The organism is Streptococcus porcorum (assembly GCF_053203725.1).
This window is the reverse complement of record NZ_JBRUDG010000019.1, coordinates 1-16,737: the sequence shown is the minus strand read 5'-3', so window position 1 is coordinate 16,737 and position 16,737 is coordinate 1. Positions and strand designations below refer to the sequence as shown.

19 protein-coding genes are annotated in these 16,737 nt (G+C 37.9%); 1 reads left to right on the top strand and 18 read right to left on the bottom strand.

Annotated elements, in window-relative coordinates; translation table 11 throughout:
• Nucleotides 1–18 precede the first annotated feature (18 nt).
• From ACVRWY_RS06085 to ACVRWY_RS06050, 8 genes are all read right to left on the bottom strand, one after another.
• On the bottom strand, nucleotides 19–711 hold the full coding sequence (locus ACVRWY_RS06085; protein ID WP_354369105.1) for a methionine ABC transporter permease: 693 nt from the start codon (nucleotides 709–711) through the stop codon (nucleotides 19–21).
• Entirely contained in the window at nucleotides 712–1,776 is a 1,065-nt protein-coding gene (locus ACVRWY_RS06080; protein ID WP_354369107.1) for a methionine ABC transporter ATP-binding protein, read from the bottom strand.
• Nucleotides 1,769–3,142, bottom strand: a complete 1,374-nt coding sequence (locus ACVRWY_RS06075) for a M20/M25/M40 family metallo-hydrolase (protein WP_354369109.1) — start codon at nucleotides 3,140–3,142, stop codon at nucleotides 1,769–1,771. Before ACVRWY_RS06075 ends, ACVRWY_RS06080 begins: the two co-directional genes overlap by 8 nt.
• 74 nt (nucleotides 3,143–3,216) lie before the next feature.
• Nucleotides 3,217–4,071, bottom strand: coding sequence for a MetQ/NlpA family ABC transporter substrate-binding protein (locus tag ACVRWY_RS06070; protein ID WP_354369111.1), 855 nt, complete (start codon nucleotides 4,069–4,071; stop codon nucleotides 3,217–3,219).
• 176 nt (nucleotides 4,072–4,247) lie between these two features.
• On the bottom strand, nucleotides 4,248–5,087 hold the full coding sequence (locus ACVRWY_RS06065; protein WP_354369113.1) for an amino acid ABC transporter substrate-binding protein: 840 nt from the start codon (nucleotides 5,085–5,087) through the stop codon (nucleotides 4,248–4,250).
• A gap of 71 nt (nucleotides 5,088–5,158) precedes the next feature.
• Nucleotides 5,159–6,313 (bottom strand): amidohydrolase, encoded by a 1,155-nt coding sequence (locus tag ACVRWY_RS06060; protein WP_354369115.1) that lies wholly within the window; start codon nucleotides 6,311–6,313, stop codon nucleotides 5,159–5,161.
• A 15-nt stretch (nucleotides 6,314–6,328) separates the two neighbouring features.
• The gene (locus tag ACVRWY_RS06055; protein WP_354369117.1) at nucleotides 6,329–7,105 is read right to left on the bottom strand and encodes a transporter substrate-binding domain-containing protein; all 777 of its coding nucleotides are present in this window, start codon (nucleotides 7,103–7,105) and stop codon (nucleotides 6,329–6,331) included.
• A gap of 153 nt (nucleotides 7,106–7,258) precedes the next feature.
• The gene (locus ACVRWY_RS06050) at nucleotides 7,259–7,975 is read right to left on the bottom strand and encodes a YebC/PmpR family DNA-binding transcriptional regulator (RefSeq protein ID WP_354369119.1); all 717 of its coding nucleotides are present in this window, start codon (nucleotides 7,973–7,975) and stop codon (nucleotides 7,259–7,261) included.
• Nucleotides 7,976–8,211: 236 nt separating this feature from the next.
• Between ACVRWY_RS06050 and ACVRWY_RS06045 the strand changes: the two genes are divergently transcribed.
• Complete coding sequence (locus ACVRWY_RS06045) at nucleotides 8,212–8,904, top strand: gamma-glutamyl-gamma-aminobutyrate hydrolase family protein (protein WP_354369121.1); 693 nt, start codon at nucleotides 8,212–8,214, stop codon at nucleotides 8,902–8,904.
• A 73-nt stretch (nucleotides 8,905–8,977) separates the two neighbouring features.
• Here the strand turns inward: ACVRWY_RS06045 and ACVRWY_RS06040 are convergent, their stop codons facing one another.
• From ACVRWY_RS06040 to ACVRWY_RS05995, 10 genes are all read right to left on the bottom strand, one after another.
• Complete coding sequence (locus tag ACVRWY_RS06040; protein ID WP_354369122.1) at nucleotides 8,978–9,871, bottom strand: family 43 glycosylhydrolase; 894 nt, start codon at nucleotides 9,869–9,871, stop codon at nucleotides 8,978–8,980.
• Between the two features lie 168 nt (nucleotides 9,872–10,039).
• Nucleotides 10,040–11,128, bottom strand: a complete 1,089-nt coding sequence (locus ACVRWY_RS06035; RefSeq protein ID WP_354369124.1) for a nucleotidyltransferase — start codon at nucleotides 11,126–11,128, stop codon at nucleotides 10,040–10,042.
• Nucleotides 11,125–11,862: a class I SAM-dependent DNA methyltransferase gene (locus tag ACVRWY_RS06030; protein WP_354369126.1), complete on the bottom strand. Its 738-nt coding sequence runs from the start codon at nucleotides 11,860–11,862 to the stop codon at nucleotides 11,125–11,127. The genes ACVRWY_RS06035 and ACVRWY_RS06030 overlap by 4 nt, the downstream gene beginning before the upstream one ends.
• Before the next feature lie 68 nt (nucleotides 11,863–11,930).
• A complete protein-coding gene (gene rsfS / locus ACVRWY_RS06025) occupies nucleotides 11,931–12,287 on the bottom strand; it encodes a ribosome silencing factor (protein ID WP_354369128.1) in 357 nt (118 codons plus the stop codon).
• A gap of 18 nt (nucleotides 12,288–12,305) precedes the next feature.
• Entirely contained in the window at nucleotides 12,306–12,896 is a 591-nt protein-coding gene (yqeK, locus tag ACVRWY_RS06020; RefSeq protein ID WP_354369130.1) for a bis(5'-nucleosyl)-tetraphosphatase (symmetrical) YqeK, read from the bottom strand.
• Nucleotides 12,893–13,525 (bottom strand): nicotinate-nucleotide adenylyltransferase, encoded by a 633-nt coding sequence (locus ACVRWY_RS06015; RefSeq protein ID WP_354369132.1) that lies wholly within the window; start codon nucleotides 13,523–13,525, stop codon nucleotides 12,893–12,895. The genes yqeK and ACVRWY_RS06015 overlap by 4 nt, the downstream gene beginning before the upstream one ends.
• Before the next feature lie 27 nt (nucleotides 13,526–13,552).
• Nucleotides 13,553–13,864 (bottom strand): ribosome assembly RNA-binding protein YhbY, encoded by a 312-nt coding sequence (gene yhbY, locus ACVRWY_RS06010; protein ID WP_354369134.1) that lies wholly within the window; start codon nucleotides 13,862–13,864, stop codon nucleotides 13,553–13,555.
• A 44-nt stretch (nucleotides 13,865–13,908) separates the two neighbouring features.
• Entirely contained in the window at nucleotides 13,909–15,015 is a 1,107-nt protein-coding gene (gene yqeH / locus ACVRWY_RS06005; RefSeq protein WP_354369136.1) for a ribosome biogenesis GTPase YqeH, read from the bottom strand.
• Nucleotide 15,016: 1 nt separating this feature from the next.
• Nucleotides 15,017–15,544 (bottom strand): YqeG family HAD IIIA-type phosphatase, encoded by a 528-nt coding sequence (locus tag ACVRWY_RS06000; protein WP_354369138.1) that lies wholly within the window; start codon nucleotides 15,542–15,544, stop codon nucleotides 15,017–15,019.
• Between the two features lie 228 nt (nucleotides 15,545–15,772).
• Nucleotides 15,773–16,660: a DUF445 family protein gene (locus ACVRWY_RS05995; RefSeq protein WP_447455783.1), complete on the bottom strand. Its 888-nt coding sequence runs from the start codon at nucleotides 16,658–16,660 to the stop codon at nucleotides 15,773–15,775.
• Nucleotides 16,661–16,737: the final 77 nt, after the last annotated feature.

The window sequence follows — 16,737 nt, the reverse complement described above, 5'->3', positions numbered from 1 at the left end:
ATGTTCTTAAACAAAAGCTTATCGGTGACTGATTTTTCGTGTCAAACTATCACCTGCAAACTGAATAGCAAAAATAATAAGAAGAATAATCAAGGTTGCCACAAAAGTAACATCATTGTTGAAGCGGTTATAACCATAAGAAATGGCCACATTTCCCAGACCACCTGCACCAATAGCACCAGCCATAGCCGTTTCACCAACTAAAGAGATAAGGGTTACTGTTGATACACGGATAAGATCTGGTAAGCCTTCTGATAAGTAAACCCCAACAATATCCCAAGTTGTCGCGCCAGAAGCTTGTGCTGCTTCAATCACTCCTTTATCCAGCTCTGATAAAACGACTTGCACTTGTCGTAAAAAGAAGGCAAATACTGCTACAGATAAGGAAACATTAGCAGCATCTGGCCCCAACATTGTCCCAACAATCAACATGGTCACAGGCATCAAAATCGCCAATAAGATGATAAATGGAATAGCTCTAAAAACAGAAGCAATCTTATCTAAAATCCAATAGACTGGCTTATTTTCAATAACACCACCTGGTCCTGTCATAACCAATAAAAGACCTGCCCCTAAGCCTGCTATCCCACCAATGATAAAAGGGATAACCGTCATATACAGTGTCGTAAAAATTGCAGTTCCCCAACCAGCATCACCACTCCAGCCCAATTGATACACATTTGGTAGATATGTTTGAATTAAGTTTGTCATTTAAGCACCTTTCTTTAATACGATTAAATCAATCCCTGCCTCTTTTATAGCTACTTGAGCCTGTACTAGTTTTTCTTTTTCACCTGACAAGACTACAATCAACTCACCAACAGGAGTATCTGATAAAATCTCAATATTGGCAAATAAAATATTTGCTGTTACTTCATAACGTTTATAAATCTCGTTTAAGATAGGTTCATCAGTAGAAGTTCCTGCATAGTTGAGTTGAGCTAATAGAGCATTCTCTGGAAGATGCTGAACAATATCTTGTTGTTCAATTTTTTCCATAGCATCTTCAATCCCTGTAGCAACCTTGATAAAATCTTGGGTCAAAGTCTCTTTAGGATTAGAAAAGATATCAAGAACTGTTCCTTCTTCGATAAGTACTCCATTTTGCATCACGGCTACACGATTACAAATATCTTTAACAATCTGCATTTCATGGGTGATCATCACAATCGTAAGACCCAATTTTTTATTAAGATCCTTCAATAAGGCTAAAATCTGTTTTGTAGTTTTAGGATCTAGAGCTGATGTTGATTCATCTGAAATCAAGATCTTAGGGTCATTTGCCAAAGCACGCGCAATCGCAACACGTTGTTTTTGTCCTCCAGATAATTGAGATGGGTAATTGTCAGCACGTTCTGCAAGGCCAACCAAGTCTAGTAATTCTTCAACTTTTTTAGCTTTCTCCTCTGTCGTCAAAGAAGAGTGCTTGAGGGCAAAAGCAACATTTTCACGTGCTGTTTTCTGTGCCATCAGGTTAAAGTGTTGAAAAATCATTCCAATATCACGGCGTTTCTGACGTAAGGCTGCTGGATTCAGCTGAACTTTTTCATCTGAGAAGGTCACATCACCATCAATTGTAATCTTACCAGCTGTTGGAACTTGTAGTAAGTTGATCACACGAACAAGGGTTGATTTTCCAGCACCAGAATAACCTACAATACCATAAATATCACCTTGATTGATATGAACGGTAACGTCTTTGACAGCTTCAATGACACGTTTTTTCTGATGAAACGTAATGTCAATATGATCTAATTTAATAATAGGATTAGGCATAAGATTTTATTAACTCCTTAATTAATTCAATATGGGTATAATAATCAGCTATAGAAACATTTTCATCTCCACCATGATCTCGACTATTGGCATTACCTAATCCAAAAGCTGCCATAGGGACACCTAATGCTTCATATATGGTGTGCATAGGACCCGTTCCTGCAGCAGTAGGCAGGACACAAATTCCTTCTGGATAAAAAGCTTTAGCGAGTTCAATAACTTTTAAAACAGCAGGTGATGACATATCGGATCGATAAGCTTCCTCACCAAGAGTATAGGTCACACGGATATGATCATAACCTGCCTGTTTCAAATGTTTTTGAATTTGCTCTAAAACATAGTGAGGAGTAAGACCTGGAACCAAGCGCATCTCCATCTTAGCAGAAGCCTTAGACGGAATAATGGTTTTAACACCTTGACCTTGGTAACCTGTGCTCAACCCCTCTATTGAGAGGGCAGGTTCAAAATAATAAGTTCTCAAAAAATCGCGACGTTCTTTTTTAAGAGCAGGTAATCGCAGACCATATAGTTTTCTCAAAGTTTCACTATTTTCAAGAGCATACTCCTCAACTAAATCCAACTCACGCTGACTAGGCTCTTTAATCTGATCATAAATCCCCTCAACTAAAATCCGACCAGTTTCATCCCGTAAACTGTTTAAAGCACTTAGTAAATACCAAGAAGCTGAATCAATTACTGCACCAAACTTTGAATGAATATCAACATCAGCACTTTTGACAGATAAATCAAAAGTTACAATGCCTTTATTACCACCTGTGATTTCCAGTTGACCTGAACTATTTTTAGCTCCTTGCTCCCAGATAAGAAAATCTGCTGGAAGAAGATCTTTCTGATACTTGGCAAGATATTTATCCAAATCCGTTGAAGCAGACTCTTCTGCTCCTTCCATGATAAAAGTCACATTAACAGGAAGAGGACCAACTTCTTTAATATATTTTCTGACAGCTGTTAAACGTGCCGTGATGTGCCCCTTGTCATCATCAACCCCTCGACCATACATGTAGCCCTTTCTAATGGTCAATTTAAAAGGATCATCCGTCCACTTTTGGTCCTTATCTGCTGGTACAGTATCATAATGATTATAAAAAATAATGGTTTTAGCATCAGGATTTGGACTTTTAAACTTAGCTATGACAAAAGGAGCAGTATAAGATTCATCAATCGTCACCTCTGCACCAACACTTGAGAAAACTTCTCCTAAATAAGCTGCTACGTCAGCTAAGCCAATTTGTTGCGCAAAAATTGACTTTTTTGAGATTAGCGTCCGCAAAACCTCAAAATAATGTTGGGCAACTTCATCATTTTTAAATTTTTCAATTTGTTCACGCTCACTTGAAAATGCCATCTTCTCTCCTTATACGACAAAATGGAGCTGGGAAAATCCCATGCTCCGTAAGCTAACTCAACCTCTTATGTTTTTTACCAAACTGGAACATCTACACCATTTGATGTTTCTTCAATCACTTTTTTCACTTCATCTGTGTGATAAGCTTTGATCAACTTAGCAATAGCATCCGCTTTGTCTGATTCTTTATAATCTTTTTGAGCTGCAATAATATTGATCCATTGTTTTGCTGAATCCTCGTCTGCTTGCTCTTTATAAAGTGAGGTATTATAGTCAATACCTGCTGGTACTGCATAGCTATTGTTCACAATAGCCGCATCAGCTGATGTCAAAGCACGAGCAGTCTGGCTAGCATCTAACTCTTTAATATCAAGATTTTTCTTGTTTTCAGTGATATTAGCAATCGTTGCAAGTTCCTCACCTGACACATCTAGTTTAATCAAGCCCGCTGCCTGAAGAACATATAGGGCACGGCTTTCATTTGTCGCATCATTTGGTACCGCAATTTGAGCACCATCAGGAAGATCTGAAACTTTAGTGTATTTTGCTTTACCAGAAGAATCTGTACCAGAGAAAAGGTTAATTGGGCTAATATAAGTTTCTGCAGCAGATACTAAATCCCCTTTATTTTCCTTATTCCAGTTGTTAAGGAAGTTATAGTGTTGGAAGGCATTAAGATCCACTTCTCCATTTGCTAATGCCTTGTTAGGTTGTGAATAATCTGTAAACTCCTTGTATTTCAAGGTAATGCCATCTTCTTTTAGAAGTTCTTCAATCTTTTCCCAACGTGCTTCATCTGACTCTGTTTTCGTCATAACACCAATAGTTAGGGTATTTTTATCTTCTGTTTGCTTTGAGCCACAAGCTGCTAAAACTAGTGTTGATGCTAAAGCTAATCCTGTAATTCCTAATACTTTTTTCAATTTCATGATATTTCCACCTTTAATTTTCATCTTTAACTGTTTTCTATTTTCTCACAATATATGTCATCTAGCAAATTGTTATTAGCTAAGTCTGGATATAGAAAATAACTATAAGGTAAATCAAACGTCCTGTTTGACAATTTTTAAAAAGCCCAGAGCATGTTGCTCTAGACTTGATGTGATTACTTGTTAGGAACGGTTAAGTCGTCTGCTGTTGGAACATAGTCTCCACCAAGATATTCTTTGGCTAACTTAGACAATGTACCATCTACTTGAAGCTCTTTTAATCGCTCATTAACAAATGTTTGGAGCTCTTCTTGATCTTGTCCAAAAATAAAGTAGATGAATGGTTGTTCTTGAGATTCTAACTCAATAGTCTGTAAATTATCTAGACCTTGGTTTTTAATGACAGAGTTAACTGTTGGGGCATCAAAAATCTTAAAGTCTGCTTTCCCTTCACTCAAGCTAGTCAAAATTTGAGTGATATTTTCATTAGTATATTTCAATTCAACAGGATTATCTTTGTGACTATCATTAAACTCTTTTAACTGAGCCTCAGTTGTTGTTCCTTGTACAACCTGAGTAGAGTGTCCAGCAATGTCCTCATACGACTTAATCTCTGAATCTTTTGGAACGGTTAAAACTTGAGGAGTTGACCCAATTGGGTAAGAATAAAGGTATTTAGCCCCACGTTCTTCTGAGTAACTAATGTTGTTTCCACCCATTTGGAATTTTCCAGAATCTAGACCAGTAAAGATAGAAGTCCACTCTGTTTTTTGAAACTTCACTTCATATTTATCAGAACCTTCAAATACAGCTTTAGCCACTTCGATATCATAACCTGTTAACTCACCATCTTTTTCATATGAAAATGGTGCAGTTGTCCCAACAGTAGCAAATACAACTTCTTCTTTCGAGCTTGATGCAGTACTACTTTTTGACGATGATGAACTGCATGCCGCTAAAACAAGAGCCGATGCTGCCGCAATACCTGCAAACGTCACTACTTTTTTCAATTTCATATTATTCCTCCAAAACGTTAGTAAACCTATCTTACCACGATTTAAAAATACTAGCTAGTAGATAATTTTTATCACCGTGATAGCTTTTCTTTATCACCAAAATATGCCAATAACATTTCAGCATTATGAACATAGTATTTAACAGCAATTGGTAGGGCTTCATCTTTTACCTTAAAGGTATCATGATGAAGATCGGGAGCATCAGGATCTCCATTTGCACCAATAAAAGCAAATACGCCTGGAATCTTTTCTTGGTAAGCCGCAAAATCTTCCCCACCCGTAACAGGAGCAACCTCAATCACTTCTGCAAAGCTTTTACTGTTTTCCGCTATCAAAGGGGTTAGAATCTCATCATTATAAGTGACATTTGGCGTTTGATCCCACTGAATATCAACTTCTGCTCCAAATTGTTGAGCCGTCTGCTCCACAATCTGCGTAAACTTCTGACGTAAAAAAATACGATTATCTGGTGTAAAACTTCGAATTGTTCCTTCAAAAAAACCTTGATGAGGCATAATATTCCAAGCCGAACCAACCTCAATATGCGTGACCGATAACACCGTCGGTTCAAAAGGAGAAACCTGACGTGACACAATTGCTTGAAGATTGTTCACCATCGTTGTAATGGTTAAAACAGTATCCACTCCCAAATCAGGTCTGGCAGCATGACCACTTACACCAGTCACACAAACTTTAAATTTTTCAACAGCTGCCATGATAGCCTTTGAACGTAGGCCGATTTGACCAGGTTTTAAAAAAGGCATATTATGGTAACCAATAATGGCAGAGACGTCTTCTAAGGCACCTGCATCAATCATTGTATAGGCACCTGTTGCCACTTCTTCAGCTGGTTGAAAAATCAAGCGAACCCTTCCTCTTAATTCTGATTCTCTAGCTTTTAATAGTTGTGCAGCTCCCAATAATGATGTTTGATGAAAATCATGTCCACAAGCATGCATGGCACCATTTTGACTAGCATAAGAAAAGGTATTTTTTTCCACAATAGGAAGAGCATCAATATCAGCTCTTAAGGCAATGATAGGATAACCTTGCCCCATTTCAGCGACAAGACCAGTTGTTAAAGGCAAGTCTAAAATCTTAATATCCAAAGCTTCTAATCGTTGCCGTAAAAATTGAGTCGTTTGAAATTCTTTGTTAGAAATTTCAGGATTGGCATGAATATGCTGTCTCACTTTAGAAAGATTGTCGTAAAAATCCGATTCCATAAATTCTCCACTCTTTTATTGTTCTGGTAAATAGCTACCTCCGAGATAGGTTTGACTTAATTTTTCTAACTCCCCTTTAGCATAAAGTTTTTTAACAGCCTTGTCAAATTGGGATGCAAAGTCCTTGGCATCTTTTGAAAAGACAATATAGTTATTAGGGTTCAGATCTGTTTTTAAATCGGCAACTTCTAAATCATAACCTTTTTGTTTGATAAGGGTTTCAATGCTGATTTTATCAAAAATCAAGTAATCAAACTTTCCTTCATTCAAATCAAAAAGACGTTTTCCGATATCTTCTCCAGTATAAACGATAGTTGAAGACTGATTTTCCTGTTTTTTATTCCACTCTTCCACCAACTGTGCGGTTGAAGTCCCTACATCGTCATGAGTAGTCTTACCTGCCAAGTCAGACAGAGTTCGTAGTTTTTCTGAAGGCCTACTGACTAAAACTAGGGGATTTTGAGCAATAGCTGTTGAATAAAGATACTTCTTTGCCCTCTCTTCTGTATAACTCAGATTATTAGCTGCCGCCTGATAACGACCACTATCTAAACCAGGAAAAATACTTTCCCAAGATGTTTTTTTAAAGGTTACCTTATAGTCTTCAATCAATTGATCGGCTGCTTTTAACACTTCAATATCATAACCTGTTAATTGCCCTTTACTCTCATAAGAGAAAGGTTTAATATCACCTGCAGTTGCCACAACAATTTCCTTTTCATCAGCACTGGCAGATACTCCTCCAAGAACTAGAGGAAAAGCTAATCCTAAACTTATCAACACTTTTTTCATCGTCACTACTCCTTTTCATTTTGACCATGATAACATTCCTAATCCTAAAAGGCTAATACTTCTTTTTTATCACAGTGATAGAAAAAAGATATCAAAAAAGCCTAACAGATGCATATAGATTGCGTCTGTTAGACCATTTTTTATCAGTAAAACTTAAAAATCTGCTACATTGTGATAAACTTTTTGGACATCATCATCTGCTTCAAGAGCATCAATGAGTTTTTCGAACGTCTCAAGATCTTCACCTGAAAGCTCCACTTCTGATTGTGGAATCATCTCAAGTTCTGTTACTTGAAACTCTTCAATTCCATTAGCACGAAGGGCTTCGATTCCTTTATGAAGATCTGTCGGTGCAGTATAGACTGTAATTGAGCCATCTTCTGCCTCAACGTCATCCACATCCACATCAGCCTCAAGTAAGATTTCAAAAATACTGTCTGCATCATCGCCTGCAAAAACGATAACACCTTTTTTGTCAAACAAATACGAAACTGAGCCGGATGCTCCCATATTTCCACCGTTTTTACCATAAGCTGTACGAACATTGGCAGCTGTACGGTTAACATTTGATGTCAAAGTATCGACGATAATCATTGAACCATTTGGTCCAAACCCTTCATAACGTCCTTCTACAAAGGTTTCATCTGTATTACCTTTAGCCTTATCAATGGCACGGTCAATGATATGCTTTGGTACTTGCGCTTGTTTAGCACGCTCTAAAACAAAGCGTAGAGCCGCATTTGTTTCTGGATCTGGATCTCCTTGCTTGGCTGCAACATAAATCTCTACACCAAATTTAGCATAAATTTTAGACGTTGCTCCGTCTTTAGCAGTTTTTTTGGCAACAATATTGGCCCACTTACGTCCCATGGGTAATCTCCTTTTATCTTTTTAGTTTTATCTCGCTTTTTAAAAGCAGAGCGAAAATCAATATCCCTTATATTATAGCACTTTGTCAGCATTTGGTAAAATATTATTTAGACTGCTTTCACAAGCAAAATAAGTCTTTTGTTTTTCCTATCAAAGTGATAAGAAATTCCTATTTCACAAGAGTCTAAAATCGTGTTATGATAATAAAGCCATTTAAAAAGAGGGGGGACAAGGAAATGAAAAAACCAATTATAGGAATTACTGGAAACGAAACCAATCAATTAGATCCTAATAAAGCCATCACCCGTACCTTTGCCTCTAAGGCATTCTCTGAGGCTGTGAAAGAAGCTGGAGGGATTCCTATCATCTTACCAATCGGTGATATTGCCATTGCTAAGGATTATGTTGATATGATTGATAAACTCATTATCACAGGTGGACAAAATGTACTGCCAGATTATTATGGTGAAGAACAAACTATTAATAGTGATGACTATCATCGTGAACGTGATGAATTCGAACTGGCCCTTGTTGCTGAGGCTATCAAACAAAATAAACCGATTTTTAGCGTCTGCCGCGGTACCCAACTGGTTAATGTTGCCATGGGGGGAACACTTGAACAATCGATAAAAAATCACTGGCAAAGTGAACTAGGCTCTCAAACTACCCATGAGATCTCAGTCTTAAAAAATTCCGAATTAGCTAACATTTTTGGCTCTAAAAATAGTATTAATTCCTTTCACCGTCAAGCCATTAAAGATTTAGCACCATCTCTTGAGGTTATTGCAGTTGATCCCAAAGATAACACCATCGAAGCAGTAAGAAGCAATAAAATTGCCTACCTCGGTGTCCAATGGCACCCAGAACTCCTGATTCAAGAAAAAAATGAAAACTTCAAGCTCTTTCAATATGTGGTTAATGAATTATAAAAAAAACGTCTGGTCAACAACCCAGACGAGTTTTTTTATTCATTTCTCCTTATGAGATGCTAATAGTTTTAAATTATCTATCTACCCAGAATTCAAATATAGAGGGAAGATACAAGCCCGATCCGTGCCTAATGTGGTCTTTTGTTGTTAGTTTTTGGCGATTTGAAAAATGCTTAAAGTCTCTCGTTTGAGTAAAATAAATACCTCCAGCTTTTTTATTCCCTTCTGGATATTCATCTGTGTATATGGTATATAAACCACCACTTTTTATCACAAATGCCCCTTCTATATCCGTTTTAGTTTGAGGAATAGTGTCATAATCTTGAGACCAAGTAACAAAATCGTTGCTTGACCACAACTCTATCTCCTTATTTTTCTCATCCTTTATCAGTAAGCGATATGAATCAGTGTCCCAAAAAATATGACCATCAATTTTATTGCCTCCATCTAACAATAACTTTTTAACCGTGGAAACTGTCATATTTTCCAAATTTAATATCATGGTATAGTTATCAAACACCTTCATCTCATTACCATTTTTATCTGTTTCTAAAGGATTTCCTTCTGCTTGTACTGAGATGACAACACCCACTTTTCCATCTTTTGTCTGAAATAAATCAGGTGCCCAGACACTTTGGGTCTGAGGAGTTGTTAAACCAGCCTTTATCTCATGACGTTCTATCTGATTAAAATCTTTTGTTTTATAGATGACAAAGTCCTTACCTGTCTGAGGATCAAATTCTGTAACAGCAATATAGTAATACTCTCCCACTCTAAGAATAGAAGGATCTCTACCGACGATTTGAAGTTCTTTATATAAACTGATAGCATTCGGACGCCATCCTGTATAAATCTGTATTTTTTGGTCATCATTCTTAAAAAATGCATACAAGTAACGCGATCGTCCTACCATATAAACGAATACCGCCATCAATACTAACACAAATGCCACTATATAATAGCTCATCTGTTTTTTATCTCTTTGTTTCTCCATATGCTTTATCAGATAGCACTCCTTCATTTTATGATACTAATTGAAAAGATAGCTCATCCCCCTTGAACAATTGATAAAACAAGGCTCACATAATACCAGTCCATCCATTTAAAATACCAACTCCTATCTAGCTGATGTTATTTACAAGGTTCTTACTGGAATGCGACCAAAGTTCTGTTCCTTGATATCAGAATGACCTAAACGATAGATATCATCTGCTTTTTGTGTCAATTCATCCCAAGGTTTCTGGCCAATTTTTGTGATCAAGGGGACACTTTTTTTTATGGACTTAAGATGTTTCTGTCCTTTTCCATTAAATCCTAAGACATGGATCCCTTCTGGTAAGGTTGTTTCTTTGGCATTCACTAAAATATAAGTCAACATTCGTCTAACTCTAGCTTTAGTATAGCGCTTGGTGACCACTTTTTCTACCAACTCATCTAAAGAAGCAGCTGTTCTAATAGCCGCTTTGATACGCTGTGACATTTCTTGATTGACTTGATAAATTGTCGTCAAATCATCTTGACTTAAAATACGATACTTGAGGTAAGAAAAATAGTTTTCCCAAGAGACTTGTGGACAAGATAAAAGTAACTGCGCTGAAGGACTAAACTTATCCACAAAATCTTGATCTGAAATATGCTTTCTAATAGCAGTTGCTGAGGCATAGTTTGTCTCTTTTTCTTCAGAGTGAAAAGCTGCGCCTTGCCTTTGAATAGGGCTCAAGGTGATGCCATAAGCACTTGCTGCTTTCGTATAAGCTAGACCCAGAACATGATTTGGGGTGGAGCCTGAGAAACTTAAACCAGCAAATTTTTCCCACATGGCTTGTGTTTTTTGTGGATAAGATAAGGTTTCAGGTAAACTAGACAAATAATTCACCATTTCTTGCTGTTTTTCCACATAAAGTGTGGAAATCTTTTGATAATCAATCACTTCTTCTGTTCCAAAGACCAAGTTATCCACACCTAATCGCGCTAAGATAGCTATCGCTCCTTGTGCAAAGTGATCCGCCGCTTGAACTGAAGTCAAAAAAGGCAGCTCCACAACGATATCAGCTCCATTTTCCAAGGCCATCTGGGCTCTGGTCCATTTGTCCACAAGTGCAGGTTCCCCTCGCTGCATAAAATTCCCCGACATCGCCACAATTTTTAAACCTTGGGCTTTTCCTAAAAGATAAGCGTGACCATTATGAAAGGGATTAAACTCTGCGACAATTCCTGTAATCATGGTTTTTTAGCTACAAAGAACCATCGTGCAGATTGCTCCTGTGGCTCTTTATCCTCAAAATCAGCGTAGACCTTAACATCTGTAAATCCTGCTTGCTCTAATAAAATGTCATAGGTCAGAATCTCGTAAGTTCGCTCCTCATGAATCTCATCAAAGCGAGTAAAACGTCCGTCATCATCCTGAATAAAAAAGGTTAATTCATGCACAACAGAATGAGGGGCTTCATCTGCATAAGTGTCCCATACCATAGCAAAATCTTCTGCATTTTCATGATAAGAATAGCCTGGAAAAACCTCGTCAGTTTGATAAGTGGAGTGGACATCAAAAATAAAGACGCCTCCCTCATTTAGACAATTGTAAACTTCTCCAAAAACATCACCAACCTCCACTTCATCTTGCATGTAACAGATAGAATCTGAGTAGCAAGTTACCAAATCAAAACTCCCAACATTTGATAAATCGAGCATATTGCCTTGAAGGAAGGCTATCTTTTGATGCGCTGAGGAAGCACGCTTTTTAGCAAGCTCAAGCATATCCGCACTCAAATCTAAGCCAGTAACCTCAAATCCCGCTTGAGCAAAACGGACAGACTGAATCCCTGTTCCACAAGCTAACTCTAATAACTTTTTCTTATGTTTAGGAAAGTGTCGTAAACTAAAGTCTGTCCACTTATCATAAAGGCTATCATCCATGATGCTATCATAAACTCTTGCAAAGGTTTCATATGTTGCCATCTATCTTTTATCCTTTCTAAAATGGTTAATAGAGGTTGAGATAACCTACCTCAACCTCTATTGATTTATTATTTAGGTAAAAATTCTGAAACATCAAGCAACGGGGCTTCATGCCAAAGTTTTTCCAAGTTATAGTGGTCACGCTCATCTTCTGAGAAGACATGGACAATCACACTATTTAAATCCAGTAAGACCCATCCTCCTTTGGCATCACCTTCAACATGGCTAGGGTCACCACCTGCTTCTTTCACTTTTTCACGGATATTTTCCGCAATCGCTTCGAGTTGACGGCTGTTTGTTGAGCTCATAATGACAAAATAATCTGTCATGCTCGTTAAACTCTGTAAATCTAAAATAGCGATATCTTCTGCACGTTTTTCATCGGCAGCACTCACCACTAATGTCAGTAATTCTTTTTCTGTCACTGCTTTCTCCTTTATTCTTTATTCTTTCAGCTTATGAACATAAGCATTGTATGTTTCTAGGGTTTTGGGATAAATAGGAAGAGCTTTTTTAGCTAGGTATTCAACAGTATGCACCGTTTCATAAGCCACTGCACGATCGAGATCTTCTTCAGCAATCAAGCGCGCCTCCTCAACAAGAGGAAATTGGCGATTGTGTTCAATATAATCGGCTACATAAACAATCTTATCCAGTGTTGTCATTTGAGCACTACCTACAGTATGGCATTCAATACTGCGTAAAATCTCAGCATCCCTCAGACCTAGGTCTTCTTGAATTTTATAGATACCAACTATACCATGCCAAACATTGTTATTCCAATTTTTCAAATCAGGATCAAGTGCATAGCGATCAATCAGAGATAAAAACTCTTTATCAGAGAGCTCTTTGGCATAATCATGCAAAAGCCCTGCCAAACCTGCTTTTTCTTGATCATAATTATTTAACTGCGCTAGATGAATAGCTGCCTTTTCCACACCTAATACATGCTTAAAACGCTTCTCACTCATGACCTTTTGTAAGGTCACTAATAAGTCTTCCCGAGAGAGATTAATATACTTTTCATAGGTCATTGATAAAGTCCTTCTTCTTTGATATAGTCCAAAACAGGTTTAGGAAGAAGAAAGTTGGGGGTCCGCCCAGACTTGATAAAATCACGAATCATACTCGATGAGATATCCATCAAGGGAACATCAACCCAAATGACAGGATAGCTAGTACCAGCCTTAAATTTTGGTCTTTGAACGCCGACAAATTGAACCATTTTCACTAACTCATCAATCTTATACCATTTTGGAAGATAAGCTACCATATCAGCTCCGATAATAAAGTAATAGTCCACATCAGGATGTTGTTCTGTTAACATTTTGATGGTGTCATAGGTATAGGAAACCCCTTTACGCTCTAGTTCAAGTGTTTCTACTGCTAAACCGTTAATGCCATCTAGTGCCAACTCAATCATTTTGAGACGATGCTTTTCATCAATCGTTTCTTTTTTATCTACATGCGGTGGCTCATATTCAGGCATTAGGAAGACTTGATCTAGTCCCAGTTGTTGCCTCACTTGGTCTGCTACTATCAAATGTGCATTATGAACAGGGTTAAAATTTCCACCTAGGATACCAACCTGTTTGCGTCCTTTTTTATCGTCTTTCGTGTCAAGTTCTACTTTTGTAAATGGTGTTAAGAGTTCAATTGCCATAGCATCCTCCGAACCGATCTTTCCACCTTAAATCGCTTTTACTTTAGGTGAAAGTTTACGGTTTTCTTTGCGTGATGATTCTTTATAAAGAATCAAAATTCGTCCAATTTTTAATACGGTATCAACACCGATTTCGTCTTCTAAAATTTCTGCCACCTCCTGAATGTCTTCATCGGTATTTTGCAACAGAGTGACCTTAATCAATTCTCTAGCATCTAGAGCATTGCGGACACTGGTTTTAATTTGATCATTTAGCCCGTTTTTCCCAATCTGAATAATCGGTTTTAGGCTGTGTGCTTCTGATTTTAGAAAAGCACGTTGCTTACTAGTAAGTGCCATTTTTTCTCCTTTTTTTATAAAAGCTTGCGCTTATTAGACTATCTTTAAATTAAAGCTTTTCTAAGTAGGACAGCAACACCTTCTGGAGCCCATGCTGCGATCCTTGCTTTACCTGTAACACGAATCCATCCTAGTCCAGAAAAAACAATATCTGTCTTCTCAGTGATGGTAAATTCGTGTTTGACTAAGTTTGGAAAGCCTGCTAAATCTTTAGGACCAGGTGGCATCAATAGACTCCCAACATGCTTATCATAAAAAGCATCTGCACCAATCATTTTGGTACGGTGAAGTTTAAGGTTATTATCTAAAAAGACAGTGAAGCCCTGCTTTTCACCCGAGATATAGTCAAAACGTGCTAAACCACCTAAAAATAGGGTTTGTTCTGGATTGAGCTGATAGGTCTTTGGTTTAATCTCTTTTTTAGGGCTGACATACTTGAGGTCTTTAGCACTTAAGTAATGTGCCATCTGATGACGGTGAATAATCCCTGGGGTGTCAAAGATATAGGAACCATCATCAAGTGGAATCTCAATCTTATCTAAAGTTGTCCCAGGAAAGCGAGAAGTCGTAATAACATTTTGATCACCTGTAATTTCTTGGATGATGGCATTAATTAGAGTTGATTTTCCAACATTAGTTACTCCAACAACATAAACATCCCGTCCCTTACGATAGGCATCAATTTTATCGATAAGCTCGCGAATAGCTGTATTATTTTGTGCTGAGGTCAACACCACATCAACAGGACGAATGCCTTCTTCATGCGCTCGTTCTGTCAACCATTGGGTTACTTTTCCATCTTTGACTGATTTAGGGAGGATATCTTTTTTATTTCCCACTAAAAGCACATCATTTCCAGCTACAAATCGAGGTAGCCCTGGAATAATCGAACCATTAAAGTCAAAAATATCCACAACATTAACCACAAGAGCTTGACTATCACCTACTTCATGAAGGAGTTTTAAAAACTCGTCATCTGAAATATTAACATCTGTGATTTCATTGTAGTGACGTAATCTAAAGCAACGTTGACAATAAACCTCACCCGTTTCTAGCCCTTTTTCAAGGGCAGCACTTGGAGTGTAACCTGCTTTTTCTTTGTCCTTGGTTTGAATCTGGGCTCCACAGCCAATACAGTATAATTCTTCCAAATTAAATTCCTTTTTGATAGTTTAGTTTTCCGTATTTATCTTCTAACTTGGCTACTACGCGACGTTCACGCCAACGGTTAATTTTGGTATTCCATGCATCTGATGTGACCAACGGTTTTACCAAGATAGACTTAATACCCGCACGGTGAGCTGCGCGAATATCAGTCATGAGTTGATCTCCTACCATAACAACCTCTGTCGGATCAAAGCCATAGCGATCAATTGCAATCTTAATCCCCCTTGTAAAAGGCTTCATGGCACGACTTACAAAGTCCACACCGAATTTGTCAACGGCACGCTCAACCCGTGAGTGCTTATTATTAGAAACCACTACAACAGGCATATCGGCTTCTGTCATACTATCCAACCAGTCACGAAGTTCTGGGGTGCCATCAGGGTTGTTCCATGCAATCAAGGTATTGTCTAAATCGACTAAAACAGCCTTTATACCATGATGACGCAAACGGTCTGGGGTTAAATCATAAACTGCCTCAACTAAAAAGTCCGGCCTATAATCATCTATACTCACAATTTTCTCCAAAAATAAATTTACCCTTTATTTTACCATAATATCAGAAAAAAAGATAGGAATGAAGAGTAGTCTAATCACGCAAAAAGAGATCTCGCTGGATCTCTTTTTGCAACTGTCTAAATTTCATTAATGAGTATTATTATTTTAGGTGATTGAAATAAGCAATATCTCATGGCTGATAATCCCAAGGGGAGAGGATACTAAACTTAAGACAGTCAGATTATATTATTTTTCGTCACGTTTACGACGTTTAGCAAGCAAGCCTGCACCAAAGAGTAAACCTAACCCTGATAGAAGAGCAGTGTTATTTTCTTCTGTACCAGTATTTGGAAGACGACGTTTAGCTTTTTCTGACATAGACTCAGATACTGACTCAGACACAGATTCTGAAATTGATTCTGAGACTGACTCACTTACTGACTCAGACACAGATTCTGAGATTGATTCTGAAACGGATTCAGACACTGACTCGCTTACTGATTCAGATACTGACTCTGAGATTGACTCTGATACGGACTCGGATACTGATTCTGAAACGGATTCACTTACTGACTCAGACACAGATTCTGAGATTGATTCTGAAACGGATTCTGATACTGACTCAGACACAGATTCTGAAACGGATTCAGACACTGACTCTGATACTGATTCAGATACGGATTCTGAGATTGACTCGGAAACGGACTCGGATACAGATTCTGAGATTGACTCTGATACTGACTCAGATACAGATTCTGAAATTGATTCTGAAACGGACTCGGATACTGATTCTGAAATTGATTCTGAGACTGACTCTGATACTGACTCAGACACAGATTCTGAGATTGATTCTGAAACGGATTCAGACACTGACTCAGATACAGATTCGGAAACGGACTCGGATACAGATTCTGAAATTGATTCTGATACTGACTCTGATACGGATTCTGATACTGACTCAGACACAGATTCTGAGATTGATTCTGAAACGGATTCAGACACTGACTCAGATACTGATTCTGAAATTGATTCTGATACTGACTCAGATACTGATTCTGAAATTGATTCTGATACGGATTCTGATACTGACTCAGACACAGATTCTGAAATTGATTCTGAAACGGATTCAGACACTGACTCAGAGATTGACTCAGATACAGATTCGGAAACGGACTCGGATACTGATTCTGAAATTGATTCTGAGACTGACT

Bases quoted from the DNA above. Each gene is read 5' to 3' on its own strand.
- ACVRWY_RS06075 (WP_354369109.1), bottom strand. From the start codon at position 3,142: ATGGCATTTTCAAGTGAGCGTGAACAAATTGAAAAATTTAAAAATGAT.
- ACVRWY_RS06035 (WP_354369124.1), bottom strand. From the start codon at position 11,128: ATGATTACAGGAATTGTCGCAGAGTTTAATCCCTTTCATAATGGTCAC.
- ACVRWY_RS06030 (WP_354369126.1), bottom strand. From the start codon at position 11,862: ATGGCAACATATGAAACCTTTGCAAGAGTTTATGATAGCATCATGGAT.
- ACVRWY_RS06065 (WP_354369113.1), bottom strand. From the start codon at position 5,087: ATGAAATTGAAAAAAGTAGTGACGTTTGCAGGTATTGCGGCAGCATCG.
- ACVRWY_RS06055 (WP_354369117.1), bottom strand. From the start codon at position 7,105: ATGAAAAAAGTGTTGATAAGTTTAGGATTAGCTTTTCCTCTAGTTCTT.
- ACVRWY_RS06070 (WP_354369111.1), bottom strand. From the start codon at position 4,071: ATGAAATTGAAAAAAGTATTAGGAATTACAGGATTAGCTTTAGCATCA.
- ACVRWY_RS06040 (WP_354369122.1), bottom strand. From the start codon at position 9,871: ATGAGCTATTATATAGTGGCATTTGTGTTAGTATTGATGGCGGTATTC.
- yqeK (WP_354369130.1), bottom strand. From the start codon at position 12,896: ATGACCTATGAAAAGTATATTAATCTCTCTCGGGAAGACTTATTAGTG.
- ACVRWY_RS06050 (WP_354369119.1), bottom strand. From the start codon at position 7,975: ATGGGACGTAAGTGGGCCAATATTGTTGCCAAAAAAACTGCTAAAGAC.
- ACVRWY_RS06085 (WP_354369105.1), bottom strand. From the start codon at position 711: ATGACAAACTTAATTCAAACATATCTACCAAATGTGTATCAATTGGGC.
- ACVRWY_RS06060 (WP_354369115.1), bottom strand. From the start codon at position 6,313: ATGGAATCGGATTTTTACGACAATCTTTCTAAAGTGAGACAGCATATT.
- ACVRWY_RS06080 (WP_354369107.1), bottom strand. From the start codon at position 1,776: ATGCCTAATCCTATTATTAAATTAGATCATATTGACATTACGTTTCAT.
- ACVRWY_RS06015 (WP_354369132.1), bottom strand. From the start codon at position 13,525: ATGGCAATTGAACTCTTAACACCATTTACAAAAGTAGAACTTGACACG.
- ACVRWY_RS06045 (WP_354369121.1), top strand. From the start codon at position 8,212: ATGAAAAAACCAATTATAGGAATTACTGGAAACGAAACCAATCAATTA.
- yhbY (WP_354369134.1), bottom strand. From the start codon at position 13,864: ATGGCACTTACTAGTAAGCAACGTGCTTTTCTAAAATCAGAAGCACAC.